This is a genomic window from Nocardiopsis sp. CA-288880, from assembly GCF_050955985.1.
In the GTDB taxonomy this organism is placed as follows: Bacteria; Actinomycetota; Actinomycetes; order Streptosporangiales; family Streptosporangiaceae; genus Nocardiopsis; species Nocardiopsis tropica.
Genome location: NZ_CP192105.1, coordinates 27,761 through 52,133, shown reverse-complemented (window position 1 = coordinate 52,133; position 24,373 = coordinate 27,761). Strand labels below are relative to the sequence as shown.

Annotated in this window: 22 protein-coding genes; 8 read left to right on the top strand and 14 right to left on the bottom strand. The window is 73.4% G+C overall.

Annotated features, from left to right (window positions below):
* The first annotated feature begins 106 nt into the window (after positions 1 to 106).
* Complete coding sequence (locus tag ACQPYD_RS00215) at positions 107 to 625, top strand: YbaK/EbsC family protein (RefSeq protein WP_433699258.1); 519 nt, start codon at positions 107 to 109, stop codon at positions 623 to 625.
* A gap of 245 nt (positions 626 to 870) precedes the next feature.
* Here ACQPYD_RS00215 and ACQPYD_RS00210 read toward each other — a convergent pair whose 3' ends face one another.
* Positions 871 to 1,938, bottom strand: a complete 1,068-nt coding sequence (locus ACQPYD_RS00210; RefSeq protein WP_433699257.1) for a CU044_5270 family protein — start codon at positions 1,936 to 1,938, stop codon at positions 871 to 873.
* Positions 1,935 to 2,501: an RNA polymerase sigma factor gene (locus ACQPYD_RS00205; RefSeq protein ID WP_433699256.1), complete on the bottom strand. Its 567-nt coding sequence runs from the start codon at positions 2,499 to 2,501 to the stop codon at positions 1,935 to 1,937. Before ACQPYD_RS00205 ends, ACQPYD_RS00210 begins: the two co-directional genes overlap by 4 nt.
* Positions 2,502 to 2,890: 389 nt before the next feature.
* Here ACQPYD_RS00205 and paaZ point away from each other — a divergent pair, with 389 nt between their 5' ends.
* Positions 2,891 to 4,927, top strand: a complete 2,037-nt coding sequence (gene paaZ / locus ACQPYD_RS00200; protein ID WP_433699255.1) for a phenylacetic acid degradation bifunctional protein PaaZ — start codon at positions 2,891 to 2,893, stop codon at positions 4,925 to 4,927.
* A gap of 105 nt (positions 4,928 to 5,032) precedes the next feature.
* On the opposite strand, the gene ACQPYD_RS00195 is transcribed toward paaZ, so the two are convergent.
* Positions 5,033 to 5,626: a mycothiol-dependent nitroreductase Rv2466c family protein gene (locus ACQPYD_RS00195; RefSeq protein ID WP_433699254.1), complete on the bottom strand. Its 594-nt coding sequence runs from the start codon at positions 5,624 to 5,626 to the stop codon at positions 5,033 to 5,035.
* A 319-nt stretch (positions 5,627 to 5,945) separates the two neighbouring features.
* Here ACQPYD_RS00195 and ACQPYD_RS00190 point away from each other — a divergent pair, with 319 nt between their 5' ends.
* Positions 5,946 to 7,454, top strand: coding sequence for an AbgT family transporter (locus ACQPYD_RS00190; protein ID WP_433702204.1), 1,509 nt, complete (start codon positions 5,946 to 5,948; stop codon positions 7,452 to 7,454).
* Positions 7,455 to 7,593: 139 nt separating this feature from the next.
* Here the strand turns inward: ACQPYD_RS00190 and ACQPYD_RS00185 are convergent, their stop codons facing one another.
* Genes ACQPYD_RS00185 through pdhA form a run of 3 tightly spaced genes read right to left on the bottom strand, consistent with a single transcriptional unit; the run spans position 7,594 to position 11,154 of the window.
* The gene (locus tag ACQPYD_RS00185) at positions 7,594 to 9,078 is read right to left on the bottom strand and encodes a dihydrolipoamide acetyltransferase family protein (protein WP_433699253.1); all 1,485 of its coding nucleotides are present in this window, start codon (positions 9,076 to 9,078) and stop codon (positions 7,594 to 7,596) included.
* Positions 9,075 to 10,067: an alpha-ketoacid dehydrogenase subunit beta gene (locus ACQPYD_RS00180; RefSeq protein ID WP_433699252.1), complete on the bottom strand. Its 993-nt coding sequence runs from the start codon at positions 10,065 to 10,067 to the stop codon at positions 9,075 to 9,077. Before ACQPYD_RS00180 ends, ACQPYD_RS00185 begins: the two co-directional genes overlap by 4 nt.
* A 1-nt stretch (position 10,068) precedes the next feature.
* Positions 10,069 to 11,154, bottom strand: coding sequence for a pyruvate dehydrogenase (acetyl-transferring) E1 component subunit alpha (gene pdhA / locus ACQPYD_RS00175; protein ID WP_433699251.1), 1,086 nt, complete (start codon positions 11,152 to 11,154; stop codon positions 10,069 to 10,071).
* A 349-nt stretch (positions 11,155 to 11,503) separates the two neighbouring features.
* On the opposite strand from pdhA, the gene ACQPYD_RS00170 reads away from it, so the two are divergent.
* A complete protein-coding gene (locus tag ACQPYD_RS00170) occupies positions 11,504 to 12,001 on the top strand; it encodes a phosphoribosyltransferase (protein ID WP_433699250.1) in 498 nt (165 codons plus the stop codon).
* Between the two features lie 115 nt (positions 12,002 to 12,116).
* Here ACQPYD_RS00170 and ACQPYD_RS00165 read toward each other — a convergent pair whose 3' ends face one another.
* The 4 genes from ACQPYD_RS00165 to ACQPYD_RS00150 all read right to left on the bottom strand — a co-directional run bounded on the left by ACQPYD_RS00165 (position 12,117) and on the right by ACQPYD_RS00150 (position 13,042).
* Positions 12,117 to 12,305, bottom strand: coding sequence for a BldC family transcriptional regulator (locus ACQPYD_RS00165; protein ID WP_433699249.1), 189 nt, complete (start codon positions 12,303 to 12,305; stop codon positions 12,117 to 12,119).
* A 23-nt stretch (positions 12,306 to 12,328) separates the two neighbouring features.
* Entirely contained in the window at positions 12,329 to 12,469 is a 141-nt protein-coding gene (locus ACQPYD_RS00160) for a hypothetical protein (protein ID WP_433699248.1), read from the bottom strand.
* Between the two features lie 64 nt (positions 12,470 to 12,533).
* The gene (locus tag ACQPYD_RS00155) at positions 12,534 to 12,914 is read right to left on the bottom strand and encodes a hypothetical protein (protein ID WP_433699247.1); all 381 of its coding nucleotides are present in this window, start codon (positions 12,912 to 12,914) and stop codon (positions 12,534 to 12,536) included.
* Entirely contained in the window at positions 12,911 to 13,042 is a 132-nt protein-coding gene (locus tag ACQPYD_RS00150; RefSeq protein ID WP_433699246.1) for a hypothetical protein, read from the bottom strand. The genes ACQPYD_RS00155 and ACQPYD_RS00150 overlap by 4 nt, the downstream gene beginning before the upstream one ends.
* A 382-nt stretch (positions 13,043 to 13,424) precedes the next feature.
* Here ACQPYD_RS00150 and ACQPYD_RS00145 point away from each other — a divergent pair, with 382 nt between their 5' ends.
* Both ACQPYD_RS00145 and ACQPYD_RS00140 read left to right on the top strand, forming a co-directional pair.
* The gene (locus ACQPYD_RS00145) at positions 13,425 to 14,261 is read left to right on the top strand and encodes a helix-turn-helix domain-containing protein (RefSeq protein WP_433699245.1); all 837 of its coding nucleotides are present in this window, start codon (positions 13,425 to 13,427) and stop codon (positions 14,259 to 14,261) included.
* Positions 14,262 to 14,265: 4 nt separating this feature from the next.
* Positions 14,266 to 14,457: a DUF397 domain-containing protein gene (locus tag ACQPYD_RS00140; protein ID WP_433699244.1), complete on the top strand. Its 192-nt coding sequence runs from the start codon at positions 14,266 to 14,268 to the stop codon at positions 14,455 to 14,457.
* Positions 14,458 to 14,703: 246 nt separating this feature from the next.
* On the opposite strand, the gene ACQPYD_RS00135 is transcribed toward ACQPYD_RS00140, so the two are convergent.
* The 4 genes from ACQPYD_RS00135 to fdh form a co-directional block, all read right to left on the bottom strand.
* Positions 14,704 to 16,434 (bottom strand): hypothetical protein, encoded by a 1,731-nt coding sequence (locus tag ACQPYD_RS00135; RefSeq protein WP_433699243.1) that lies wholly within the window; start codon positions 16,432 to 16,434, stop codon positions 14,704 to 14,706.
* A gap of 93 nt (positions 16,435 to 16,527) precedes the next feature.
* Complete coding sequence (gene nrfD / locus ACQPYD_RS00130; protein ID WP_433699242.1) at positions 16,528 to 17,655, bottom strand: NrfD/PsrC family molybdoenzyme membrane anchor subunit; 1,128 nt, start codon at positions 17,653 to 17,655, stop codon at positions 16,528 to 16,530.
* A complete protein-coding gene (locus tag ACQPYD_RS00125) occupies positions 17,652 to 18,578 on the bottom strand; it encodes a 4Fe-4S dicluster domain-containing protein (protein ID WP_407942159.1) in 927 nt (308 codons plus the stop codon). Before ACQPYD_RS00125 ends, nrfD begins: the two co-directional genes overlap by 4 nt.
* Before the next feature lie 8 nt (positions 18,579 to 18,586).
* Positions 18,587 to 21,817 carry a formate dehydrogenase gene (gene fdh / locus ACQPYD_RS00120; RefSeq protein ID WP_433699241.1) on the bottom strand — a complete coding sequence of 1,077 codons (3,231 nt, stop codon included), beginning with the start codon at positions 21,815 to 21,817 and terminating at the stop codon, positions 18,587 to 18,589.
* Positions 21,818 to 22,169: 352 nt separating this feature from the next.
* On the opposite strand from fdh, the gene ACQPYD_RS00115 reads away from it, so the two are divergent.
* Together ACQPYD_RS00115 and ACQPYD_RS00110 are read left to right on the top strand one after the other, a co-directional pair.
* A complete protein-coding gene (locus ACQPYD_RS00115; protein WP_433699240.1) occupies positions 22,170 to 23,828 on the top strand; it encodes a catalase in 1,659 nt (552 codons plus the stop codon).
* Between the two features lie 16 nt (positions 23,829 to 23,844).
* Positions 23,845 to 24,303 (top strand): hypothetical protein, encoded by a 459-nt coding sequence (locus ACQPYD_RS00110; RefSeq protein ID WP_433702203.1) that lies wholly within the window; start codon positions 23,845 to 23,847, stop codon positions 24,301 to 24,303.
* Positions 24,304 to 24,373 lie beyond the last annotated feature (70 nt).

The window sequence follows — 24,373 nt, the reverse complement described above, 5'->3', positions numbered from 1 at the left end:
CCACCACGGGCGAATCCAGGATCCCGGTCCGGGCTGCCGGCCCTGGCGGGGGGCGGCGGGCTCGCTAACCTGTCCCTGTCCGCCATCCGACGACCTGAGGTGTGTCATGTCCGCCGAACTGCACTGGGCGCCCGCCGACGAGCGCCCCGACCTGCTGGCCGCTCCCGTCCTCGACGCCGTCCGGGGGGCCGGTGAGGTCCGCGTGGCGGAGATCGACCCGGGTCTCGCCGACACCGCGGAGTTCTGCGAGGCGTACGGGATGCCCCTGGGGACCAGCGCGAACTGCGTGGTCGTCGCCGCCAAGCGCGGTGGCGAGCTGTCCTACGCGGCGTGCATGGTGCCCGCCGACCGGCGCGCCGACGTCAACGGGGTCGTGCGCCGCCACCTGGGCGCCCGCAAGACGTCGTTCGCCCCCATGGACGAGGCGACCGGGCTGACCGGCATGGAGTACGGCGGCATCACCCCGCTCGGCCTGCCCGAGGGGTGGCCGGTCCTGGTGGACGAGGCCGTCGCGGCCGCGGCCGAGGTGGTCGTCGGCAGCGGCCTGCGCCGCTCCAAGCTCCTGGTGCCGGGCAAGGTGCTCGCCGGGCTCCGGGGCGCCGAGGTGCTCGCCCTCACGAGGTGACCGCCGACGCCGTGTGTCGACACGGCGATACGGCGACCTGCCGGCTCGCGGGCAATGCGGCCCGGCCGTGCCCCGGCCAGGCGTTCCGCTCGAAATGTCGACATGGCGACGAGTCGTTTCGGCGTCCGGCGCCCGGGTTCCGTACCGGGCCGCAGCAGGTTCGGGACCGCGCCCCTGCCGTGTTCGGGACCGTCCGGAGCGGGGCGGGGGCGCGGCCGGGTGTGCGGCCCCGCCCCCGCCGGGGGTCACGGCGTGTCGCCGACCTCCGGGACCCACGCGGACTCCACGAGAACCGTGTAGTTGTTCACCCGGGGCAGATCCGCGTCCGGCTCGGACGGCGACTCCACGGTGAGGGTCTCGTGGTAGAGCGGCTGCCCCGTCCCCTCGTCGAACATGATCCGCCGCTCCAGGAGGGTCCCGCCCCCCTCGCTCTCCTCGACGACGAACAGCAGGCCCTCCCGGCCCTCGCGGTCACGCGCGGTCCCGGCGAACATCACGTCGTCCTCCTCGGCGAGGACGCGGAGCACCGCGGCCTGCACCCCGGGCTCCACCGGCGCCTCCCCGTACAGCTGCTGGAGGGCGTAGAAGAGCCTCGCCCCGGACCCGGTGTCGGCGAGGTCCGAGCCCGCCCCGTGCAACTGGTCGGCCAGCACCCCGGGGTCGGTGGAGAGGGAGCCGGGCTCCAGGGAGAAGAACATGCCGTCCCCGCCCTCGCCGCCGCCCCACTCCCACTCGGTGGGCCCGTCCTCGAACAGGCGCTGGACCGGGTTCAGATCGCCGCCCAGGTGGTCGGGGACGCTCGGGGTCTCGATCTGCAGGCCGGACTCGTGGGGGGTCCGCCACACCTCGTCCCGCACGGGGAGGACGCCCCACCCCTCCTCGGCCGTGTCCAGGTCCTGCGAGTAGGTGAGGGTCCACTGGGAGGTGCGCACGTAGGCGACGTCCCCGGGCCTCGGGGGAGCGGGCTGCCCCTCGGCGGCCTCGGCCAGGGCGAGCAGCCGTTCGCTCCCGGGCTCCAGGTCGGTCAGGGGGACCTCCAGCGGCGCGGGCGGCGGCCCGGCGTAGGCGGGCTGCGCCGAGCCGAACGCGAACGGCACGACCACGGCCACCGCCGCGAGGGCGGCGACGGCGCCCAGGGCGACCCGGAACACGGGACGCCGGGGGACGAGGCGGTACACGCGCCGGTGGCGGTGGCCGGAGGCGAACGCCTGGTTCCGGGAGAGTGCGCGGCGCGCGGGGTCGGAGCGGACGGATGCGGCGGGGTCGTGCGCGGCGAGGAGCTCGCGGACGGCTTCGGTGTCGGTGCGGCTCATGCTTCCTCCACGGGGACTCTCAGGGCGGTCGGGCTGTGGGTCGGAGCGGGGGGCTGGTCGAGGAGCCCCTCGATCCGGCGGCGGGCGCGGAAGAGGCGCACCCGCGCGGTGGCCGTGGTGCAGCCCAGGACCCTGGCGGCCTCCGCCAGCTCCAGGCCCTCCCAGGCGAGGAGCATCACGAGTTCGCGGTCCTTGTCGCTCAGGCGGCCGAGGGCGCGGAGCGCCTCGTCGCGTTCCTCGACCCGGCGGGTGGTGTCCGGTTCCGCCGGCACCAGCGCGGAAGCCTCCCCGAAGGGGAGGGACACCTCGGCGCGCCGGCCCCCGCTGCGCGACCGGGCACGGACCACGTTGCGCGCCACCCCGTACAGCCAGGGGAGCGGCTGGTCCTTGGGCAGGTGGTCGAACCTGCGCCAGGCGACGCCGAAGGTCTCGGAGGCGACGTCGTCGGCGTGGTCCGGGCCGAGACGGCGGAGGGCGTAGCGGCGGACGTCGTCGTAGTGCCGCTCGAAGAACCGGGTGAACTGCCCTTCGGCGGACTCCCCGTCGTCCCTGTCTCTGGTCATCGGCTTCCTTCCGTGCGGTGTCACCCTTTTCTGTCCGGCGGGGGCCGGATGTTACAGGGGGGTCGGGGGCCGTCCCGCGCCCCGTGGGAAATGTCGACAAATCGACGTGTCGTTTCGGCGTGCAACGCCCGGGTTCGGACCCCGACCGGAGCCGTTCCGGGCCGGGGACGGCGCGGGGTTCGTGCCGGTCCGCGACCGGGGCGGGTGGGACGCCCGGGGCCGGGGGAGCGGGTGGGCTTCCACTTCGCCCGAAGCAGGGGTCCGACCTGCGGCGGAGATGCGTGAAACCCCTGGTGGAGGACGAATGACCCCTCCCGGTTCCTATTTACTGAACGATCGGTCTGTAATACTGTTCCGGAAGACCCACAGCCCGAGGAGAGGACCGTCACGTGTCCGAAGTACTGGAGAGCTACGCGCAGGGATCGTGGTTCGCCCCCGCGGACGAGGGCGTGCCCCTGGCCGACGCGAACACGGGGGAGACCGTCGCCCGCATCTCGGCCGCCGGCCTCGACGTCGCCGGGATGGTCGACCACGCCCGCCGCGTCGGCGGCCCCGCCCTGCGGCGGCTGACCTTCCACCGGCGCGCGATCATCCTCAAGGAGCTCGCCAAGCACCTCACCGAGCACAAGGACGAGTTCTACGCGCTCTCGCACCGGACCGGCGCCAACAAGCGCGACACCGTGGTCGACGTCGACGGCGGCTTCGGCACCCTCTTCAGCTACTCCGGCAAGGGCCGGCGCGAGCTGCCCGACTCGACGGTCATCCTGGACGGGCCCCTGGAACAGCTGGGGCGGCAGGGCACCTTCGTCGGCCAGCACGTGTACACCTCGCGTCCGGGCGTGGCCGTGCAGATCAACGCCTTCAACTTCCCCGTGTGGGGCATGCTGGAGAAGTTCGCCCCCGCGTTCCTCGCGGGCATGCCGACCATCGTCAAGCCCGCCAGCCAGACCGCCTACCTCACGGCCGCGGTCGTGCGCCGCATGGTCGGGTCCGGGCTCCTCCCCGAGGGCTCGCTCCAGTTCCTCGCGGGCAGCGCGCGCGGCGTGCTCGACCACCTGGGCGCGCAGGACATCGTCGGCTTCACCGGCTCCGCGGCGACCGGCGCGACCCTGCGCAGCCACCCCAACGTCGTCTCCGGCGGCGTGCAGCTCAACGTCGAGGCCGACTCGCTCAACTGCTCGATCCTCGGTCCGGACGTGACGCCGGAGGACCCCGAGTTCGACCTGTACGTCAAGCAGGTCGTCACCGAGATGACCGTCAAGGCCGGCCAGAAGTGCACGGCCATCCGCCGGGTGATCGTGCCCGAGGCGATGGCGGACGCCGTCACCGGGGCCCTGGTCGACCGCCTGTCCAAGGTGGTCGTGGGCGCGGCCGACGACCCCGGCGCCCGCATGGGGCCGCTGGCCTCGCTCGACCAGCGCGAGGAGGTCCGCAAGGCGGTCAAGGCGCTGCGCTCCTCCAGCACGGTCGTCTTCGGCGACCCCGACAGCGTCGAGGTCGCCGGGGCCGACGCCGAAGCAGGGGCGTTCATGTCACCGGTCCTGCTGCGCGCCGAGCCGGGGGCCGCGGAACCGCACGACGTGGAGGCGTTCGGCCCGGTCAGCACCGTGATCACCTACTCCGGCGTGGCCGACGCGGTGGAGCTGGCCGCACGCGGCCGGGGCAGCCTGGTGGGCTCCCTCGTCACCAACGACCCGGACGTCGCGCGCGAGGTCGTCCTCGGCCTGGCCCCGTGGCACGGCCGGATCCTGGTCCTCAACCGGGACGACGCCAAGGAGTCCACGGGCCACGGCTCGCCGCTGCCCGTCCTGGTGCACGGCGGACCCGGTCGCGCGGGCGGCGGCGAGGAGCTGGGCGGCGTGCGCGGCGTCAAGCACCACATGCAGCGCACCGCGATCCAGGCCCCGCCGGACATGGTCACCGCGATCACCGGCCACTGGACCACCGGTTCTCGGCGGACGGTCGGGGACGTGCACCCGTTCCGCAAGGACCTGACGCGGCTGCGGATCGGCGACACGATCGCCTCGGCGGAGCGCACCGTCACCCGCGCCGACATCGACCACTTCGCCGAGTTCACCGGTGACACGTTCTACGCGCACACCGACGAGGAGGCCGCGGCGGCCAACCCGCTGTTCGGCGGGATCGTGGCGCACGGCTACCTGGTGGTCTCGCTCGCGGCGGGCCTGTTCGTCGACCCGGCGCCGGGCCCCGTGCTGGCCAACTTCGGGGTGGACAACCTGCGCTTCCTCACCCCGGTGAAGGAGGGCGCCACCATCCGGGTGACGCTGACCGCCAAGCAGATCACCCCGCGCTCGAACGCCGACTACGGCGAGGTGCGCTGGGACGCCGTGGTCACGAACCAGGACGACGAGCCCGTCGCGACGTACGACGTGCTCACCTTGGTCGCCAAGGGCGAGGGGGAGTAGGGCCCGGCTCGGACCGGTCGGCACGTCGCCCGGGAGGGCGGCGTGCCGGTCGGTCGGCGGGGCGGCATGTCGACATGTCGACAGGTCGGCAGGCGCGTGACGGCGTCAGCGCTTGATCTCGCGGAAGCCCGGGACGCCCGCGAGCAGGAGGGCGGCCCGCCACAGCCGGAGGGCGTCGGCCGGCTCCGGGAACTCGGAGAGGACCGGCCCGAAGAAGGCGGGCAGCTCGCCGTCGGGCGCGGTGACGGCGAGGACCGGCGTGCCGATCTCGGCGTCGACGCGGCCGACCCCGTCCTCGTGGGACGCGCGCATCGCGGCGTCGTACCCGTCCTCCCACCCGGCGGAGGCGAGATCGTCGGGGAGCCCGCAGCGGCGCAGGGCCTCGCCGAGGTCGCCCGCCCACTCCCGCTGTGTGCCGTCGGGGTCGGTCCAGAGGGCCTCGTGGAAGGCGCCGAGCGCGGCGCTCCCGTGCTCCGCCCGGACGGCGGTGGCGACGCGCGCGGGGATCCGGAGGTAGCCCTCCTCATCGCCCTCGGGGTCCACCTCGCGGTGCTCGTTGAGCAGGAACAGGCTCATCACGTGCCAGCGGACGTCGAGGGGCACGTCCCCGGCGAGCGAGGTGATCCACCGGGCGGTGGTGCGGGTCAGGGGGCAGGAGGGGTCGAGCCAGAAGTCGACGGTCCACCGCTCGTCCGCCACGGCCGCCTCCGTCCCGGGCCGTGCGGTGCGGGCCGCCCCGGTCCCCGTTCGCCGATCGCCTCGCGGCGCTCACGGCCCCGATCGTAACAAGGGCCGCCGGGGAGGCGTCCCGGGTCTCCCGGGCCGGCCGCCCGGAACGGCCCCGACCCGCCCCCCATCGAACCCTCCGAACACATTCGGTCACCCTCAGTGGCTACGCTGTTCGTCGGCGCCGCGTTCCGCGCCCGGGGATCCCGGGCCGCCGGCGCCGCGTCCCGCACGGCAGGCGAGCCGGAGGAGCAGGGTGACCAGGACCGCTTCCACCACCCCCCGGGCGCCCGTGCGCCTGCTCCTGGGCGTGCTCGCGTTCGTGGAACGGGTGGGGAACAGGCTCCCCCACCCCTTCTGGCTGTTCACGGTCATGGCCGGGATCGTGGTCGTGCTCAGCGCGCTCCTGAGCGCCCTCGGCGTCTCGGCCGTCTCCCCGGTCGACGGGGAAGCCGTCCAAGTGCGGAGCCTGCTCTCCGCCGAGGGCGCCCGGGTGGTGTTCGCGGACGCGGTGGCCAACTTCGCGGCCTTCCCGCCGCTGGCGGTCATCCTCGTCGTCATGCTCGGGGTGTCGGTCGCCGAGGCGGCCGGGCTGCTCGGCGCGATGCTGCGCGGCAGCGTCACCCGGGTCCCGGACCGGTGGCTGACCTTCGCCCTCGCCCTGACCGGCGTCACCGGGAGCGTCGCCTCCGACGCCGCCTTCGTGGTGCTCATCCCCCTCGGCGGGCTGGTCTTCGGCGCCGCGGGGCGCAGCCCCGTCCTCGGCATCGTCGTGGCCTTCGGCGCCGTCGCCTCCGGGTACAACGCGTCCCTGCTGATCACGCCCACCGACGCGCTGCTGGCCGCCCTGACCACCGAGGCCGCCGGGCTGGTGGACCCCGGCTACGTCGTGACCGCGCTGGACAACTACTACTTCTCCGCGGCCTCGGCGGTGGTGCTGGCGGGCCTGATCACCCTCGTGACCGAGTTCGTCCTGGTCAGAAGCGTCGGAGAGGCGGACGAGGGCTGCCCGGACGCGCGGGAGGAGCTGGGCTCCATGGTCCTCACCGACACCGAGAGGCGCGGCCTGCGCAACACGGGCCTGGCCCTGGTCGCGGCGCTCGCCCTCCTCGCCGCCGCGCTCCTGCCCACGGGTTCACCGTTCCGGGGCCCGAGCGGGGGAGTGCTCGACTCACCGCTCGTCACGGGGGTCGCCTACGTCCTCGGGATCCTCTTCCTGGTCCTGGGCGTGGTCTACGGCCGTACCGTGGGGACCCTGCCCCGCGCCGGGGACGTCCCCGACGCCATGGCGGCCGGCGTGCGCGACATGGCGCCCGTGATCGTCCTGTTCTTCGCGGCCTCGCAGTTCCTCGCCTACTTCGGCTGGACCGGTATCGGGGAGGTCGCCGCCATCCGCGGCGCCGAGGTGCTGGACTCGGCGGGCGTCCACCCGATCCTGCTCTTCCTGGGCATGATCGCGTTCTCCACAGTGCTCAACCTGCTCATCACCAGCGGCTCGGCGCAGTGGACCCTCATCGCGCCGGTGTTCGTCCCCATGTTCATGTTCCTCGACGTGCCGCCGGAGACGACCCAGGCGGTCTACCGGATCTCCGACTCCGCCAGCAACGTCGTCAGCCCCATGAGCCCCTTCTTCGTCATGGTGCTCGGCCTCCTCCAGCGCTACCGGCGGGACGCCGGGATCGGCACGCTGATCTCGCTCACCCTGCCGCTCTGCCTCACGGTCCTGGCCGGGTGGACGCTGCTCTTCCTCGGCTGGTGGGCGCTCGACCTCCCGCTCGGGCCGGGCACCCCGGTCCGCTGACGCCCGGGTTCCGGGGGCGTCGCCGCGCCCCGCAGTCGCCGGACGCCCGGGGCCGACACCGCTCCCGCTCCGCGGACGGGCCCGCCGCGCGACCGCCGGAGCGGAGGGCACGGCGGGCCCGTGTGGCCCGGACCACGGCCTAGAGGCGGGCGATGGCCCCGGCCGGGTTCTCCATGGCGTCCGCGACCACGCGCATGAACCCCGCCGCGACACCGCCGTCGCAGACGCGGTGGTCGAAGGCGAACGACAGCTGCGTGACCTTGCGGACGGTCAGCTCCCCGTCCACCACCCACGGCCGGTCGATGATCCGGCCGATGCCGAGGATCGCGACCTGCGGGTGGTTGATGATGGCGGCGCTGCCGTCCACCCGGAGCGAGCCGTAGTTGTTGAGCGTGAAGGTGCCGCCGGTCATCTCGGCGGGGGTCGCCCTCCCCTCGCGGGCGGCGGCGGTGAGGCGGCGGATCTCCCCGTCCAGCTCCAGCGTGGTGAGCCGGTGCGCGCCGAGCACGGCCGGGGCGACCAGGCCCCGGTCGGTCTGCACGGCCAGGCCCAGGTTGACGCCGTCGTACTGGACCAGCTCACCGCGCTCGGTGTCGACCAGGCCGTTGAGCTCCGGATGGGCGCGCAGTCCCGCGAGGACGAACCGCGCCACGTAGGACAGCAGTCCCGGCCCCGAGGGGTCGGACGCGCGGAGCCGGACCAGTTCGGTCGCGTCCACGTCCACCCACACCGTGGCCTCGGGGATCTCGCTGCGGCTGCGCGAGAGCGAGGCGGCGACGCTCTTGCGGAACCCGTTCATGGGCGTGCGCCGGGACTCGGCCAGCCCCGTGCGCGCGTCCGCCTCCGCGCGCGGTTCTCCCGCACCGGCGGCGGACACGGTGGCCACGGGGCGGCCGGGGTCGATCGGCGTCACCGCGGCGAGGTCCGGGGCACGGGATGCCTCGATCGCCGCGGCCACGTCGCGCCGGGTGATGAGCCCTCCGGGGCCGCTGCCGGCGACCTCGGAGATCCGCAGTCCGGCCTCGCGGGCCATCTGCCGGACCAGCGGCGACGTCACCAGCGGGGGCCGCCCGGCCCCGCCGGTCGCCGGGGCCGGGGGAGCGGCCGGTCCGGCCGGTTGTGCGACCGACCCCCCGACCGGCCGTGCGACCGGTTGTGCGACCGGTTGTGCGACAGATCGTGCGACAGGTTGCGCGACCGGGCGTTGGCGCGGCCGGCGGCGGCGTCCGGCGGTCCTCCCGTCGTCGGGGGTGCCGTAGCCGATGAGGACGTTGCCGGACCCGGCGCGCTCCTCCTCCCGGTACCGCTCGCCCTCCGCCGACCCCGGAGCGGCCGCCCCGCGCGCGGCCGGGGCGTCCGCCGCTCCGGCGGAGGCTTCCGGGGCATCGGCGTCGACGCTGATCAGCGGCTTGCCGACCTCCATCACCTCGCCCTCCCCGCCGTGCAGCACGCTGACGGTGCCCGCGAACGGCGTGGGGACCTCCACGATCGACTTGGCGGTCTCCACCTCCGCGATCGGCTGGTCCACGGCCACGGTGTCGCCGACGGCGACGAGCCAGCGCACCACCTCGGCCTCGGTCAGTCCCTCTCCCAGATCGGGGAGTTCGAAGGTCCGCGTCGTCACTGGTCCTCCCACTGGAGGTCGTCGACCGCGTCGAGGACGCGGTCCACACCGGGCAGCTGGAACCGCTCCAGCTTCGGCGGCGGGAAGGGGATGTCGAAGCCGGTCACCCGGCGGACGGGGGCGGCCAGGGAGTGGAAGCAGCGCTCGGTCACCCTGGCGACGATCTCCGAGGCGACGCTCGCGTACCCGCTGGCCTCGGCGACCACTACGGCGCGGCCCGTGGAGCGGACCGCCTCGCACACCGTTTCGTCGTCGAAGGGGACGAGCGACCGCACGTCCACGACCTGGAGGCTGCGCCCCTCCCCGGCGGCGGCCTCGGCGGCCTCCAGCGCGGTGGACACGGCGGGCCCGTAGGCGATGAGGGTGGCGTCGGTCCCGGGACGGCGCACGACCGCCCTGCCGATGCCGGGCGGGGGAGCGTCCGTGTCGACCTCCTCCTTGCCCCAGTAGAGCTTCTTCGGCTCCATGAAGACCACCGGGTCGTCGGAGGCGATCGACTCGCGCAGCAGGTGGTAGGCGTCGTGGGGCGTGGAGGGGGTGACCACGGTCAGGCCGGGTGTGTGCGCGTAGTAGGCCTCGGAGGAGTCGCAGTGGTGCTCGACCCCGCCGATCCCGCCCGCGTAGGGGACCCGGATGACGATGGGCAGGCCGACCCGGCCGCGCGTGCGGTTGCGGGTCTTGGCGACGTGGCTGACGATCTGCTCGAACGCCGGGTAGGCGAAGGCGTCGAACTGCATCTCGACGACGGGCCGCATGCCGTTCATCGCCATCCCCACGGCCATGCCGACGATGCCGGACTCGGCGAGCGGGGTGTCGAAGCAGCGGTTCCCGCCGAACTCGGCGGTGAGGCCGTCGGTGATGCGGAAGACGCCGCCGAGGGGGCCGACGTCCTCGCCGAAGACGTAGACGCTGCCGTCCTCGGCCATGGCGTCCCGCAGGGCCCGGTTGAGCGCCTGCGCCATGGAGAGCTTCGCGGGGTCGGTCGCCATGTCAGCTGCCCTCTCTGCTGAGTTCGTCGGCCAGGAAGGCGGCCTGCTCCCGCAGCTGCGGGGTGGGGGTGGAGAACACGTGGGCGAACAGCTCGGACGGGTCCGGCTCGGCGTCGCGGGAGACGCCCTCGCGCATGGCGGCGGCGACGGCCTCGGCGCGTTCGGCGATCTCCGTCCGGCGGGCCTTGGTGAGCAGGCGCTTGCGCTTCAGGTACGCCTCCATGCGCAGCAGCGGGTCCCTGGCGACCCACGGGCCGACCTCCTCGTCGCTGCGGTACCGGGTGGCGTCGTCGGCGTTGGTGTGCGCCTGCATGCGGTAGGTGTGCGCCTCGACGAGCTGGGGTCCCTCGCCCGAGCGGGCGGCGACCACGGCGCGGTCCAGGACGGCGAGCACGGCGGGGGTGTCGTTGCCGTCGACGCGCTCGGCGTTGACCCCGTAGCCGACGCCCTTGTGGGCGAGGGAGGGTGCGGCGCTCTGGCGGGCCAGCGGGACGGAGATCGCGTACTCGTTGTTCTGCACGAAGAAGACGACGGGGGCCTTGAAGACTGCGGCGAAGTTGAGCGCCTCGTGGAAGTCGCCCTCGCTGGTGGCGCCGTCGCCGCACATGGCCATGGCGACGGTGTCCTCTCCGCGCAGGCGGGCCGCGTGGGCGAGGCCGACGGCGTGCAGGAGCTGGGTGGCGAGCGGGGTGGCCTGCGGGGCGACGCGGTGCTCGTAGGGGTCGTAGCCCGCGTGCCAGTCGCCCTTGAGGAGGGTGAGCACCTCGACCGGGTCCACGCCGCGCGCGACGACGGCGGCGGTGTCGCGGTAGGTCGGGAAGAGCCAGTCGCCCTCGGCGAGGGCCAGGGCGGCGCCGGTCTGGCAGGCCTCCTGCCCGTGCGACGAGGGGTAGACGGCCAGGCGTCCCTGGCGGACGAGCGCGCCGGCCTGGTCGTTGACGCGGCGGCCGACCACCAGGGAGGCGTAGGCGGCGAGGAGCCGGTCCGCCCCGGGGAACGGCAGGCCCGACCCGGCCACCGGGCGCCCGGTCTCGTCGAGCAGCCGTACCGGTTGCTCCGAGGGGAGCAGGTCCTGGGCGTCGGCCATGGCCTCTACCTCCTGTGTCCGAGGGGTGTGTACAGACACATCGTGCAGTTTGTTGCCATCTGTTCGCCACAAAGGGGTGAGAATCAAGAAAACGTCGGTTTCTGCCCCCTGATCGGTGACCGTTCGTCCATCAATGTGACCCAGAACACCACTCCGCGTGGACAGGTGGCCGGGAGTGCCGTCCCCGAGAACGCCGCGCCGTCCCGTCACCGGGCGGACGCGCCGCCCGGTCAGCGCGCCCGCGGTCCCCCCACCGGCCTGGCCTGGGGCGGCGCCGCGTGCCCGGACGCCCGCAGTGGGAGCATGGACCGGTGCACACCACCCCACCGCGCAAGGAGGAGGTCCGCCCGTGAGCGACGAGCGCGAGAACCTGACCTATGAGCTCTTCGGCACCGCAATGCGCGACCTGGCCCGCACCGTCGCCGACGACGGCTTCGAGCCCGACATGATCCTCTCGATCGCGCGCGGCGGACTCTTCGTCGCCGGGGGCCTGGGGTACGCGCTCGACGTCAAGAACCTCCATGTGATGAACGTGGAGTTCTACACCGGGATCGGAACGACCCTCGACATGCCCGTCGTGCTGCCGCCGGTCCCGAACCTGGTGGACCTGAGCGACAAGAAGGTCCTCGTCGCCGACGACGTGGCCGACACGGGCAGGACCCTCAAGCTCGTGCACGACTTCTGTGCCGAGCACGTCGCCGAGGTGCGCAGCGCGGTCATCTACGAGAAGCCGCAGTCCCTGATCAAGTGCGAGTACGTGTGGAAGCACACCGACCGGTGGATCAACTTCCCGTGGTCGGTGGAGCCGCCCGTCGTCGTCCGCGCCGACCAGGTCCGGGACTCCTGACGGAGGTTCTCGGGCGCGGGGGCCGGGGCACTGGCGGGACCGAGGGTGGGGGCAGGGGTGGAGGTGGGGGTGGGACCCGCGCGCCCGGTCCCGGTGCGGCCTGGCGCGCGGGGCTCTACCTGCGGCCGCCGCCGTCGAGGAGCGAGCGGACCTCCGCCGCGCGGAACCGGCGGTGCCCGCCCGGCGTGCGCACGCTGCTGAGGCGGCCGGCCGCCGCCCAACGGGTGACCGTCTTGGGGTCGACCCGGAACAGCCTCGCGACCTCCGCAGGGGTGAGGAGTCTTTCCGGAAGGGTCTCGATCATGGTGTCCTGCTTCCTGTGAGGGGTCACCCGCGGGTGTGGGTGAGGGTGTCGCCGCAGTGGCGGCATGTCTGCGTGCGGATGTCGGGCCATCTGGGGTCGGCCGGGTCCGGGATGTAGTCGTGACTGCCGCTGGTGGTCTTCTCGCATCTGGTCCTGCCGTCCACGCCGTACTCCTCGGGGGAGGTGTGGAAGGGCGCGCCCCGGCCCCCGCTCAGGGCGCGCCCGGTCTCAGAGGACGGAGACGGCGCGGACGGCCGCCATCCACACGGCGCGCAGGCCCCCGGCCGGGACGCAGGGGTCACCGGACGGGCCGGGGCCGCCGGATCGGGCTGCGGGAACGCGGACGGCTGCCCCTGCGGCCCTCGTCGGGGCGTCGGCGGGAAGGGTCTCCAGTGGCGAGTGCCAGGTCAGCGGGTGGGGGTGCGGGTCCGGACCGGGCACGACCACCACGCGGGTGATGGGGCCCCGGCGGGCCGCGTAGACCGCGTGCCCCTGCAGGTCGGGCCCCAGGTAGGTGACGGCCGCCCCGTGGGCGGTGGCCCACGCGGTGAGCGCCGCCATGGTCGGAAGCTCGCGGAGGTCGCACACGGTGCTTCGAACGGCGCTCATGCTGCCGCCCACCGCTCCTCGGACTCCCGGGCCAGGGCGATCAGGACGACCAGGCCGCGCCGGGAGGCGTCCCGGCGGGCGCGACGCCGGTAGGGGTCCAGCGGTACGACGGGTGCGAGGCCGCCCACACGCGGACGTTCCGGCGGAGGCGTCGGGGAGGAGACGCCGGTCGGGCTGATCGGCCGGACGATCGGAATCGGGCCGGTGACCACGTGCGGCCGGGGAGCCTGGGGCTTTGCCGCGTACCGGCGGACACGTCCGGAACGCCGACGGACCACATGAGCATAGGTGCGGGCGACGAGCCACACCGTGGACAGGATGAGAAGCAGGTAGCGCAAGGCATACCTCCGGTAAGGATGCCGGGTGGGAAGCCCGGCGGAGAACTGAGTGGCTCCATACTGATATTAGGATTCCTAAAAATCAAGACCGGGTCACCTAATCTAGGTATTCCTGGGTCGGGTGTCCTAAAATGTCTGCCTCCACTAGGGCCCCGTCTACGATCGGAGCACTATGGCCACCAGGTACTCACCGACGATCCGCCGACGCCGACTGTCCGCCGAGCTACTGCGTCTGAGACAGGCCGCTGGAATGACCAGCGAGGAAGCCGCGCGGGCCTCAGAGCTGAGCAAAACCGCATACTCGAACATCGAGAACGGCTTTCGCCAGCGTCCGAAGTTGCCTGAGATCCGCGCGATTCTCCGAGCCTTCGAGGTGCCGCCAGGGCAGGAGCATGACGAGATCCTCAACCTGTGCCGTCAGTCCCTCGAACGCGGTTGGTGGAGCCGCTACCGGGATGTTCTTGCCGCGCGCTACGTCGGCTTCGAGCAGGAGGCCGCGACCATTTCCACCTGGGAACCGGTCGTGATTCCTGGGCTTCTACAGGTGCCCCAGTACATGGAACTGCTCGCAGAGGCCGCTCTTCTCCGCCCGGAGGAAGCTCGGCGCTCAGCCGATGCGCGAATGACCCGTCAGCACATCCTGGACGAGGATCCGCCGGAGCTGTGGGCCATCTTCGACGAGACCGCCCTACTTCGTCTGGAGGACGACCACCCGGACGTGCTCCGCGAGCAGGCCCGTCACCTCCTGGAGCTGGGTGAGCGGCCGTCCATCACCATTCAGATGACTCCGGCCCGGCGCCTCAACAGCGGGTCCGGTGGCCCGTTCGTCGTGCTGGACTTCCCCGACGCCGTAGACCCCTCGATCGTGTACCTGGAGACCGACACCGATGGCCTATACCTGGAAGAGCCCGACGAAGTTGCCCGGTACCGCACACTGATGAAGCACCTGGTGGTGACTGCTCTCCGCCCCGGAGAGACAGCTGACCGTCTACGACAGATGATCGAGTAGCCCCATGAACTCAGTTCCCGCTGACCTTCTCTTCCGCAAGTCTTCCTACAGCCAGCCGACCGGCAACTGCGTCGAGGTCGCGGACCTCCCGAGTGGCGCCGCGGTCCGCGACTCCCAGAACCCCATGGCCGGTCACCTGGCGGTCCCCGGTTCCGAATGGTCCGCGCTGCTCGCCAGCGTGCGCACCAGCAGGTAGCGAACACAAAGGGGCCGCCGGATCACCGGCGGCCCCTTCTCAGTTCCCGCGCCGAGCCTTACCCCCTGAGGGGCCCGAGCAGCCTGGAATGTCGCACATTCTCCCCGGGCCCCGTTCCGGGCCCGGATAGATCGACTTGGACATTTCCTCAGGTCAAAGCCATGGTGTTTGAGAGTCACCGACCAACGCGGAGTCCTCCACCGGGACCGGCACGGCTCCCGGGCACACCCTCCGGCCGACCGTCGGTCACCCCCGGGCGCTGCGCAGGCGCTCTCCCAGCCAGGGCGGCACCCGCCCCGAGTCCCTCGGGTAGTAGCGGGCGTCCAGGGCGTAGCTGAACGCGGGCGGCGGCACGGAGAAACGGGGCTCGCCGTCCCGGTCGTAGACGATCCGCCACCCCCCGTTCCTCTCCAGGACCAGCTCCGCGCCGAACCAGGCGCCCCTCCCCTCGGAGTAGGTGACCGACCGCAGGCGCGCCATCGCGGCCCGCAGGTCCTCGTTCAGTCCCAGTTCCTCGTCCCCGGCGGGCCCGGTGGCCACGAGGGTTCCGCCCGCGTAGCCGACGAGCGCCCGGTACGACAGCCGCAGCCGCTCCCAGTCCCGCCGTCCGGCCGCGGCGCGCAGGAGGTCGCCGATCCGGTCGAGCAGGGCGACGCGCCCGGCCGCGTCCGGCCGCGCCGGCGGAACGCTGGGCCGCCCGGGAGGGCCGGGCCAGGGCGGGTCGAAGGCAGATGCCTCGTCCAGCAGCGCGGCCCACGCGGGACGCCACGCGGGGGAGCGCGCCGCCATCTCGGCGGCCAGGAATTCCAGGCTCTCGGGGGTGCCGTCGGGCCGTCCGCGCTCCCAGGACGGCCAGTGGTCGTACACGCGCTCCAGGACGGCCTCGCCGCCGGAGACGGTGATCCGGGCGAACAGCCAACGCCCGCGCTCGGGGTGCGCCTCCCTCGAGCGCAACCGCTCCAGCAGTTCGGGCAGGCCCGTGCCGACGGGGGCCGCCGCCCCGTCGTCCAGTGTGAGGCCCCCGGGACGGGGCGCGCGGAAGACCAGGACGAGGGCGCCGCCGTCCGCGTTGCGGTCGCGCACGGCCTCCGCCGAGGCGGCCAGCTCGGCGAGCAGTGCCGTCCCCGGCCGCCCCGTGCCGTCCGGGACCGGCGGGGGCGCGGACGGGCCCTGCGCCCCGGCCCCGGGAAGCGGGAGGACCGTCACCGCCCCGGGGCGGTCGAGCTCCCCGGCCGACCGCATGGCGTCGCCGACCAGCAGCAGCCGCTCGCCCAGGCCGATGAGGGGCCACCCCCCGGACGCGGGCCCGCCCTGACCGGCCGGGACCCCGGCGGGCTCCCCGTCCCCCGTGAGCCCCAGGTCGCGCGCGCACTCCAGCGCGCGCCCGGGGCGGGCGTCCCCCGTGTGCTCCTCCAGGTACCCGAGCACGGCCTCCAGCGCGCCGGCGTCCACCGCGCGCTCCTCGGCGCGGGCCACGAGGGCCTCCAGCGCGTCCCTCAGCGGTCCCCGGCCGAAACCCCCGGTGTCCGGGTCCAGGATCTCCATCCGCCACACCAGCAGGCCGGCGTCGGCCCCCTCGACCGCCGCTCCGAGCCCGTCGTCGTCCCAGTCGTCGGGGTAGGCCGTACGGGCCCAGGCGCCGTCCCACCAATAGGCGAAGTCCGGGCACGGCCTCCGTTCCAGCCACTCCCAGGGCAGCCAGTCGGGCGCGCCCTCGAACGGGTCCACCGGACGCGCCCAGCCCCGCTCCGGCGAGTCGAAGCCGTGCTCGCCGACCAGCAGGAAGCGGCCCCCCGCCACGCGGACGAGCTGGAACCCCGCCCCGCCCCCTGCGCCGCCGCGCCGGATGACGGCGCCCTCCGCCACGCAGTCGGCACGCCCCAGCCCGGCGCACACCGACGCGTACACCCCGGTCCTGGCCCACAGGATCTCCGGTTCGGGCAGGTCGAAGGGCAGTCCTGGCCGGTGGAACGCCATCGTCGGGCCTTTCTGGGGGATCCGTCCTGGGACTGTCTTCCTACCCCGCGGACGGGGCGGGCGCTCGGCCCCGCCCCCGCCGCCGGGACCGGCTCACGCCCCGGCATCCCCGCCTCCGGCACCGCCGGGACCGGCCCGCCCCGCGGCGCGCCCGGCCGCCTCGACCCGGCCCTCCTCCCCAACGGCGGCGGACTCCGCGGCCCGCTCGGCCATCCGCCTGCGCTGGGGCACCACCGTGTACTTCGGGTCGGCGGCGGACTGCTTCCCGGCGTGGAAGACCCCCAACCGGGTACAGGCCGAACCGGCGAGCAGGGCGGCGCCGCTCAGCGCGGACACCGCCCGGCTGCGGCGGCCCAGCACGGCCCCGGCCGCGCCGGCCAGGGTCAGGGCCTTGGCCGCACGGACGAAGGCGCCCGCCGTGCCCAGCCGGTAGGGCTCCCCCGCCAGTCCCATCCGGTGCTCCATGGCGGTGGACACCGCCGTCTCCACGAGCGCGCCGCCCACGGCGGCCCGGCGCGCGGGTCCGCTCTGGCCAAGGGGCGAGGCCACCAGCCCCGCCCCTCCCGCCGCCGCCGAGGCCGAGGCCGCGAACAGGAACGGCATGTACCGGTGCCCCTCGTGCCAGGACGGTACGGCGGTGTCGCACACCAGGGGGGCCGTGTAGGTGGCGACCAGGGGCCCCACCGCCGCGGCGCCGAGGGTGGCGGCCCGGCCGATCCGCGGGAACCACCCGGTCGCGGCGGTCACCGCGGCGACCCCGGCGAGCGGCCCGTACGCCGTGAGGATCCACGTCCCCACGCTCATCGGCGAGGTCGGCTTGACCACGCGGAGCATGTTCAGGAAGCGCTCGGGCCGCCCCAGGTCGTGGACGAGCGCCACCACGGACCCGGAGATCGCGGCGAGGGCCGTGTACTTGAGCGGGCGCGCCAGGGCGTCCCGGCCGGTGAGCTCGGCCCCGGCCGCGAGGACCGACGACGCGCCGGCCAGTCCGCCCAGGAACAGGTACCCGCCGATGTCGGAGGCCTCCCACACCACCTGGTTCAGGACGGGCCGCCCGTAGTAGGAGCGGAACTCGGCGTCGGGCACCCGCGTGGGCTCGCCGCGCCGCCCGCCGTGCCGGCGGCGCTGCCCCTCCCCGACCACCCGTGCGCTCCCGGTGACCGCGTCCCGTCCGGGCCGCTGCCCCCGCACGCCCTCCCTCGTCACGTCCGACGTGCTCACCGTCGCCTCCCCGCGAACGCGGCGGCCGCTCCGACCAGCAACGCGGCGGCCGCCAGGCCCGCGTGCGCCCACATCGACGGCAGGTCCCGGGTGGTGACCACCGGGTCCGGCGGCATCCCGTAGACCTCGGGCTCGTCCAGCAGCAGGAAGAAGGCCGCGTTGCCGCCCACCCCGTCGCCGGGGTCCTCACCGTACAGCCGTGCCGAGGAGACCCCCGCCCCGTGGAGGTCCTCCAGGCGCCTCGCCGCGCGCTCCCGCAGCTCGTCCAGGTTCCCGAACTGGATGGAGTCGGTGGGGCAGGCCTTGGCGCAGGCCGGCTCCATGCCGTCGCCGATCCGGTCGTAGCACATGGTGCACTTCCAGGCCCGGCCGTCGTCCTCCCGGCGGTCGATGACGCCGTAGGGGCAGGCCGAGACGCAGTACCCGCAGCCGTTGCAGATGTCCTGCTGGACGACCACGGTGCCGAACTCGGTGCGAAAGAGCGAGCCCGTCGGGCACACGTCCAGGCAGGCGGCGCTGGTGCAGTGCTTGCACACGTCCGAGGCCATGAGCCACCGGAACTCCTCGCGCTCCTCCTCGCCGGTGTAGGCGCCGGGGAGCTCCGTGGACGGCATGCCGAGGTCGACCGGCGCGGGGCGGCCCACGCCCGCGTCCTGGTGGCCCAGGGGCCGCCGCTGCTCGACGAAGGCGACGTGGCGCCAGGTGTCCGCCCCCAGCCCGACGCTGTTGTCGAACGACATGGCGGTGAAGTCCAGACCGTCCTCGGGTACGGAGTTCCACTCCTTGCAGGCGACCTCGCAGGCCTTGCAGCCGATGCACACGCTGGTGTCGGTGAAGAAACCGACCCGCTCCCGCTGCTCGTCCCCGTACCCCTGCCCGGTCCCGCTCTCCCCCGGGTCCCCGTGTCCCCGCGCGCTCCGCACGACCACGGTCACACCTCCGTTCCGGTCCGCTCGGTGATCCCGGCGCGCTCGCGGTGGGAGCGCACCAGTTCCTCCCTGTCCGCACCGCGCGGCCGACGCCCCGGGAGGATGTCGGCGGTGAGCGCCTTGACCTCCTGGATGTGCGTGTTGGGTTCGAGCGCGATGGACATGAGTTCGTTGGCGGCGTCGCCGGTCGTGTAACCGTTGGGACCCCAGTGGTAGGGGAGGCCGATCGTGTGGACGACCCGCCCCTGGACGCGCAGCGGCGCCATGCGGTCGGTGACCAGGACCCGCGCCTCGACGGCGGCGCGGGCGGTGACGAGGGTGGCCCAGCCCCCGTGCTCCAGGCCCCGCTCGGCGGCCAGCTCGGGGCCGACCTCGCAGAAGAACGCGGGCTGGAGCTCCGCGAGGTAGGGGGTCCACCGGCTCATGCCCCCGGCCGTGAAGTGCTCCGTGAGGCGGTAGGTGGTCACCAGGTAGGGGTAGACCTCCGCGCCCGGGGTCCCCGCCTGCGGGTGGTACCGGTTGTACTCGTGCGGGTACAGGAGCCGGGTGGGGTTGCGCTGCCGACCGTAGAGCGGGTTCTCGAAGAGGGTCTCCTGCGGCTCGTAGTGGGTGGGCAGCGGCCCGTCGTGGAGGCCGGTCGGCGCGTACAGCCACGCCCGCCCGTCGGCCTGCATGATGAACGCGTCGGTCCCGCTGAGGGCCTCCACGCCCCGGGCCCCCTCCGGCGGCCGGTAGTCCGGCGCCTTGCGCAGCTCGAAGTCGGGGACGTCGTGTCCGGTCCACTCACCGCGATCGGCGTCCCACCACACCAGCGCCTTGCGCTCGCTCCACGGCCGGCCCTCCGCGTCGGCCGACGCCCGGTTGTACAGCAGCCTCCGGTTGGCCGGCCAGCTCCAGGCCCACTCGGCGGCCACCCAGTCCTGCTCCGAACCGGGCTTGCGGCGCGCCGCCTGGTTGACGCCGTCGGCGTAGACCCCGCAGTAGATCCAGCAGCCGCAGCTCGTGCTGCCGTCCGCCCTCAGATCGGTGTAGGAGCCGAGCGGCGCGCCGTCCGGGCCGCGGCCGTTGATCTCGGCCAGGACCGCCGCCGCGTCGGGGTCGCCGTGCTCGTCGGCCGGGTAGTCCCAGGTCAGTTCGAGCAGGGGCAGGTCCCGGTCGAGCCCGGAGTCGGCGAGGAGCGAGCGCAGCATCGTGCCGAGCCGGTGGACGAACCACAGGTCGCTGCGCTGGTCGCCCTTCGGGAGCACGGCGCGGTCCCGCCACTGGACCGTGCGGTTGGTGTTGGTGAAGGTGCCCTCCTTCTCCGTGTGGCAGGCCGCCGGGAAGAAGAACACCTCCGTGGCGATGTCCTCCGTGCGGAGCTCGCCGGACTCCACCTCGGGCCCGTCCTTCCACCAGGTGGCGCTCTCGATGAGGGAGAAGTCGCGGACCACCAGCCATTCGAGGTTGGCCATGCCCATCCGCTGCGCGCGGCTGTTGGCGGAGCCCACGGCCGGGTTCTCGCCCATGAGGAAGTAGCCCCTGCACTCGCCCCGGATCTGCGCCATGACCGTGTCGTAGGTGCTGTGCGAGCCGGTCAGGTGCGGCAGGTGGCCGAAGCGGTAGCCGTTCTCCGCCGTGGCGTGGTCGCCCCACCAGGCCTTGAGCAGGCTGACGGTGTAGGCCTCCATGTTCGTCCAGAAGCCCTTGTAGGAGGCGCCGTTGGTCCTGATGTACTCCTCCAGGGACCCCTCGTGGGCGGCGTGGGGCATCGGCAGGTAGCCGGGCAGCAGGTCGAACAGCGTGGGGATGTCGCTGGACCCCTGGATGCTGGCGTGCCCCCGCAGCGCCATGATGCCGCCGCCGGGCCGGCCGATGTTGCCCAGCAGGAGCTGGAGGATGGACGCGGTCCGGATGTACTGGGAGCCGACGGTGTGCTGGGTCCAGCCCACCGCGTAGCAGAACGCCGAGGTGCGGTCCCGGCCGGAGTTGCGGGTCAGGTGGTCGCAGACCCGGGCGAACACCTCCCGGGACACCCCGCACACCTCCTCGACGACCTCCGGCGTGTAGCGCGAGTAGTGCCGGCGCAGGATCTGGAACACGCAGCGCGGGTCGGTCAGCGTCCGGTCCTCGCGGGGGACGCTGCTCATCACCGCGCCGCCCGACCCCTGCTGTTCGGGCCGGCCCGTGCCCCGCACGCGGTCGAAGTTGGCGCGGTCGCCCGCCGCGGCGGCGACCGGCGCCCCGTCGTACATCCAGCTGGAGGTGTCGTAGCACCGGCCCTCGGCGTCGAAACCGGAGAAGAGCCCGTCCAGGTCCTCGGTGTCCCGGAACTCCTCGGAGACGATCGTCGCCGCGTTCGTGAACTCCAGGAGGTAGTCGCGGAAGTACTTCTCCTCGGTGAGGACGTGGTTGACGATCGCCCCGAGGAAGGCGATGTCGGTGCCCGCCCGGAGGGGGACGTGCAGGTCGGCCAGCGCGCTGGTGCGGCTGAACCGGGGGTCCACGTGGATGACGACGGCGCCGCGCGCCTTGGCCTCCATCACCCACTGGAAGCCGACCGGGTGCGCCTCCGCGAAGTTGGACCCCTCGATCACGATGCAGTCGGAGTTCTGGAGGTCCTGGAGGAAGGTGGTCGACCCGCCGCGGCCGAAGGAGGTGCCGAGCCCGGAGACCGTGGAGCTGTGGCACACGCGCGCCTGGTTCTCCACCTGGACCACGCCCAGCGCCGTGAACAGCTTCTTGATGAGGTAGTTCTCCTCGTTGTCCAGCGTCGCGCCGCCGAGGCTGGCGATGCCGAGGGTCCGCGCGACACGGCGCCCGTCGACCTCCTCCTCCCATGTCTCGTCCCGGGTGCGCGCCACGCGCTCGGCGACCATGGACATCGCCGTGCCGAGGTCGAGCTCCTCCCAGTCGGCGCCGTACGGGCGCCGGTAGAGGACCTTCTCCTCGCGGGCCGAACCGGTGGTGAGCTGGAGGCTGGCCGACCCCTTGGGGCACAGGCGCCCCCGGCTGATGGGGGAGTCCGGGTTCCCCTCGATCTGGATGACGCGCTCGTCCTTGACGTACACGTTCTGGCCGCATCCGACGGCGCAGTAGGGGCAGACCGACTTGACGACCCGGTCGGCGTCGGCGGTGCGGGGCCTCAGTTCCTCCGTGGCCCCGGAGCGGGCGGCGGCGCCCCGGCCGAGGCGGTCCCCGCCGGTGGCCTGCCGGTACACCGGCCACGACTCGATCCACGTGCGTACGCCCATGCTCGCCCCCGAACCGGCCCCGCGGGCCCGTCGACCTCTCCCGCTGACCCGCGGGCACACGGCTCCACCGTCCGCGAGGCGCGGGCGGCGGCGGGGGAGGACACGCCGCTCATGGGACAGTCATGGAACTCGCCTGGGGCGGGGGTTCCGCGGACCCGCGCGCCCGGAGGTTTCACGTGAAACACGGAGGCCGGCGCGGCCGTCCCCCCGTCCGCTTCCCCCGGCCGGGGGGACGGTCCCGACACGCCCTCCACTCGGTAAGAAATGCCTTTGCGCTGCGTTAGTGAGCCCGGAGCCGGGCAGGTGCGAGGCTGTGAGGACGCATCATGACGACAGGTGGGGGACCAGTCACATGACCGACGTATCGAGCCAGGGCTCCTTTCCCGGTGACGACCGCGAGGTGCTCACGAACAGGCAGGGCCACCCTGTCTACGACAACCAGAACCAGCGCACGGTCGGCGAGCGGGGGCCCGCGACCCTGGAGAACTACCAGTTCCTGGAGAAGATCAGCCACTTCGACCGGGAGCGCATCCCGGAGCGGGTGGTGCACGCCCGCGGCGCGACCGCGTTCGGCTACTTCGAGTCCTACGGCACGTGGGGGGACGAGCCGATCGACCGCTACACGCGGGCCAGGCTCTTCCAGGGCAAGGGCAAGCGGACCGACGTGGCACTGCGCTTCTCGACCGTCATCGGCGGCCGGGACTCCTCGGAGTGCGCCCGCGACCCGCGCGGGTTCGCCATCAAGTTCTACACCGAGGACGGCAACTGGGACCTGGTGGGCAACAACCTCGCGGTGTTCTTCATCCGCGACGCCATCAAGTTCCCGGACGTGATCCACGCCCTCAAACCGGACCCGGTCACCTTCCGCCAGGAACCGAACCGCATCTTCGACTTCATGTCGCAGACACCCGAGTGCATGCACATGCTGGTCAACCTGTTCAGCCCGCGCGGCATCCCCGCGGACTACCGGCACCAGCAGGGCTTCGGCGTCAACACCTACAAGTGGGTCGACGCCACGGGGAACACGGTCCTGGTCAAGTACACGTGGATGCCCAAGCAGGGCGTGCGGAGCATGACCGAGGCCGACGCCGCCAACATCCAGGCGACCGAGACCGGGCACGCGACCAAGGACCTGCACGAGGCGATCGAGCGCGGCGACCACCCCGAGTGGGAGCTGCTCGTGCAGATGATGAGCGACGACGAGCACCCCGAACTGGACTTCGACCCGCTGGACGACACCAAGACGTGGCCGGAGCAGGACTTCCCGCCCAAGCCGGTGGGGAGGATCGTGCTCGACCGCAACGTCGCCAACAACTTCGCCGAGAACGAGCAGATCTCCTTCGGCACCGGCGTCCTCGTGGACGGCCTGGACTTCTCCGACGACAAGATGCTCGTCGGGCGCACCTTCTCCTACAGCGACACCCAGCGCTACCGGGTGGGGCCCAACTACCTCCAGCTCCCGGTGAACCAGGCCAGGAACGCGAACGTGCGGACCAACCAGCGCGACGGCCAGATGAACTACTACCAGGACCCCGCCGGGGAGAACCCGCACGTCAACTACGAGCCCTCCATCACCGGCGGCCTGCGCGAGGGGCAGTACCCCACGCACGACGACCAGGGCCCGGAGATCCGGGGCAGGCTCACGCGGGCGCGCATCTCCCGCACCAACGACTACAAGCAGGCGGGCCAGCGCTACCTCCTGATGGAGCAGTGGGAACGGGACGACCTCGTCCACAACTTCACGACGCTGCTCTCCCAGTGCGACCGCCCGATCCAGGAGCGCATGGTCTGGCACTTCCTCCTGGTCGAGGACGACCTGGGGCTGCGCGTCGGAAAGGGGCTGGGCCTCGGCCCCGAGGACGTGTCCCACCTGGAACCGCTCCAGAGCCAGGACCTGACCGGGGAGGACCGCGAGCGCCTGGGCCGCCTGGGCCGGAACGGGGCCCGCGACGTGTCCGGGCTGACCATGACCCACTGCGTGCCCAACACCCGGCACGTGGTCGAGCGCTGAGGGCCGCGGCGTGGACATGGGGAGGGTCCTCGGGAACGCCTCGTCGGCCGTCGGCCGGGGCCTGCTGGCAGGGCTGGTCGGCACCGCCGCCATGACCGTGTCCAGCACGGTCGAGGCACGGCTGCGGGGCCGGGCCGACAGCTCGGCCCCGGCCGACGCCGCCGGGAGGCTGCTCGGCGTCAGGCCGAGGGACGACGCGGGCGGGCGCAGGTTCGGCGCCCTCGTCCACTGGGGCTACGGGACCTCCTGGGGAGCGGTCCGCGGGCTGCTCGGCGCCGCGGGCCTGCGCGGCCCCGGAGCGGCGGCCGTCCACCTGGCCGTGGTGTGGGGAGGCGAGCAGGTCGTCCTGCCGGCCACCGGCACGGCGCCTCCCGCCTGGCGGTGGGGGGCCGGGGAGATCGGCCTGGACCTGCTGCACCACGCGGTCTACGCCTGCGCCGCCGGCGCCGCCTACGAGTGGCTCGACCGGAGCTGATCCGCCGGAACCTCGACGGGCCCCGCCCCCCTCGTGGGGGCGGGGCCCGTCGTGCGAGCCCGTTCGGGGA

Bases quoted from the DNA above. Each gene is read 5' to 3' on its own strand.
- pdhA (WP_433699251.1), bottom strand. From the start codon at position 11,154: ATGGCCGACGCCCAGGACCTGCTCCCCTCGGAGCAACCGGTACGGCTG.
- ACQPYD_RS00145 (WP_433699245.1), top strand. From the start codon at position 13,425: ATGGCCACCAGGTACTCACCGACGATCCGCCGACGCCGACTGTCCGCC.
- ACQPYD_RS00155 (WP_433699247.1), bottom strand. From the start codon at position 12,914: ATGAGCGCCGTTCGAAGCACCGTGTGCGACCTCCGCGAGCTTCCGACC.
- ACQPYD_RS00180 (WP_433699252.1), bottom strand. From the start codon at position 10,067: ATGGCGACCGACCCCGCGAAGCTCTCCATGGCGCAGGCGCTCAACCGG.
- ACQPYD_RS00115 (WP_433699240.1), top strand. From the start codon at position 22,170: ATGACCGACGTATCGAGCCAGGGCTCCTTTCCCGGTGACGACCGCGAG.
- fdh (WP_433699241.1), bottom strand. From the start codon at position 21,817: ATGGGCGTACGCACGTGGATCGAGTCGTGGCCGGTGTACCGGCAGGCC.
- ACQPYD_RS00110 (WP_433702203.1), top strand. From the start codon at position 23,845: ATGGGGAGGGTCCTCGGGAACGCCTCGTCGGCCGTCGGCCGGGGCCTG.
- ACQPYD_RS00210 (WP_433699257.1), bottom strand. From the start codon at position 1,938: ATGAGCCGCACCGACACCGAAGCCGTCCGCGAGCTCCTCGCCGCGCAC.
- ACQPYD_RS00205 (WP_433699256.1), bottom strand. From the start codon at position 2,501: ATGACCAGAGACAGGGACGACGGGGAGTCCGCCGAAGGGCAGTTCACC.
- ACQPYD_RS00165 (WP_433699249.1), bottom strand. From the start codon at position 12,305: ATGATCGAGACCCTTCCGGAAAGACTCCTCACCCCTGCGGAGGTCGCG.
- ACQPYD_RS00215 (WP_433699258.1), top strand. From the start codon at position 107: ATGTCCGCCGAACTGCACTGGGCGCCCGCCGACGAGCGCCCCGACCTG.
- ACQPYD_RS00135 (WP_433699243.1), bottom strand. From the start codon at position 16,434: ATGGCGTTCCACCGGCCAGGACTGCCCTTCGACCTGCCCGAACCGGAG.
- ACQPYD_RS00140 (WP_433699244.1), top strand. From the start codon at position 14,266: ATGAACTCAGTTCCCGCTGACCTTCTCTTCCGCAAGTCTTCCTACAGC.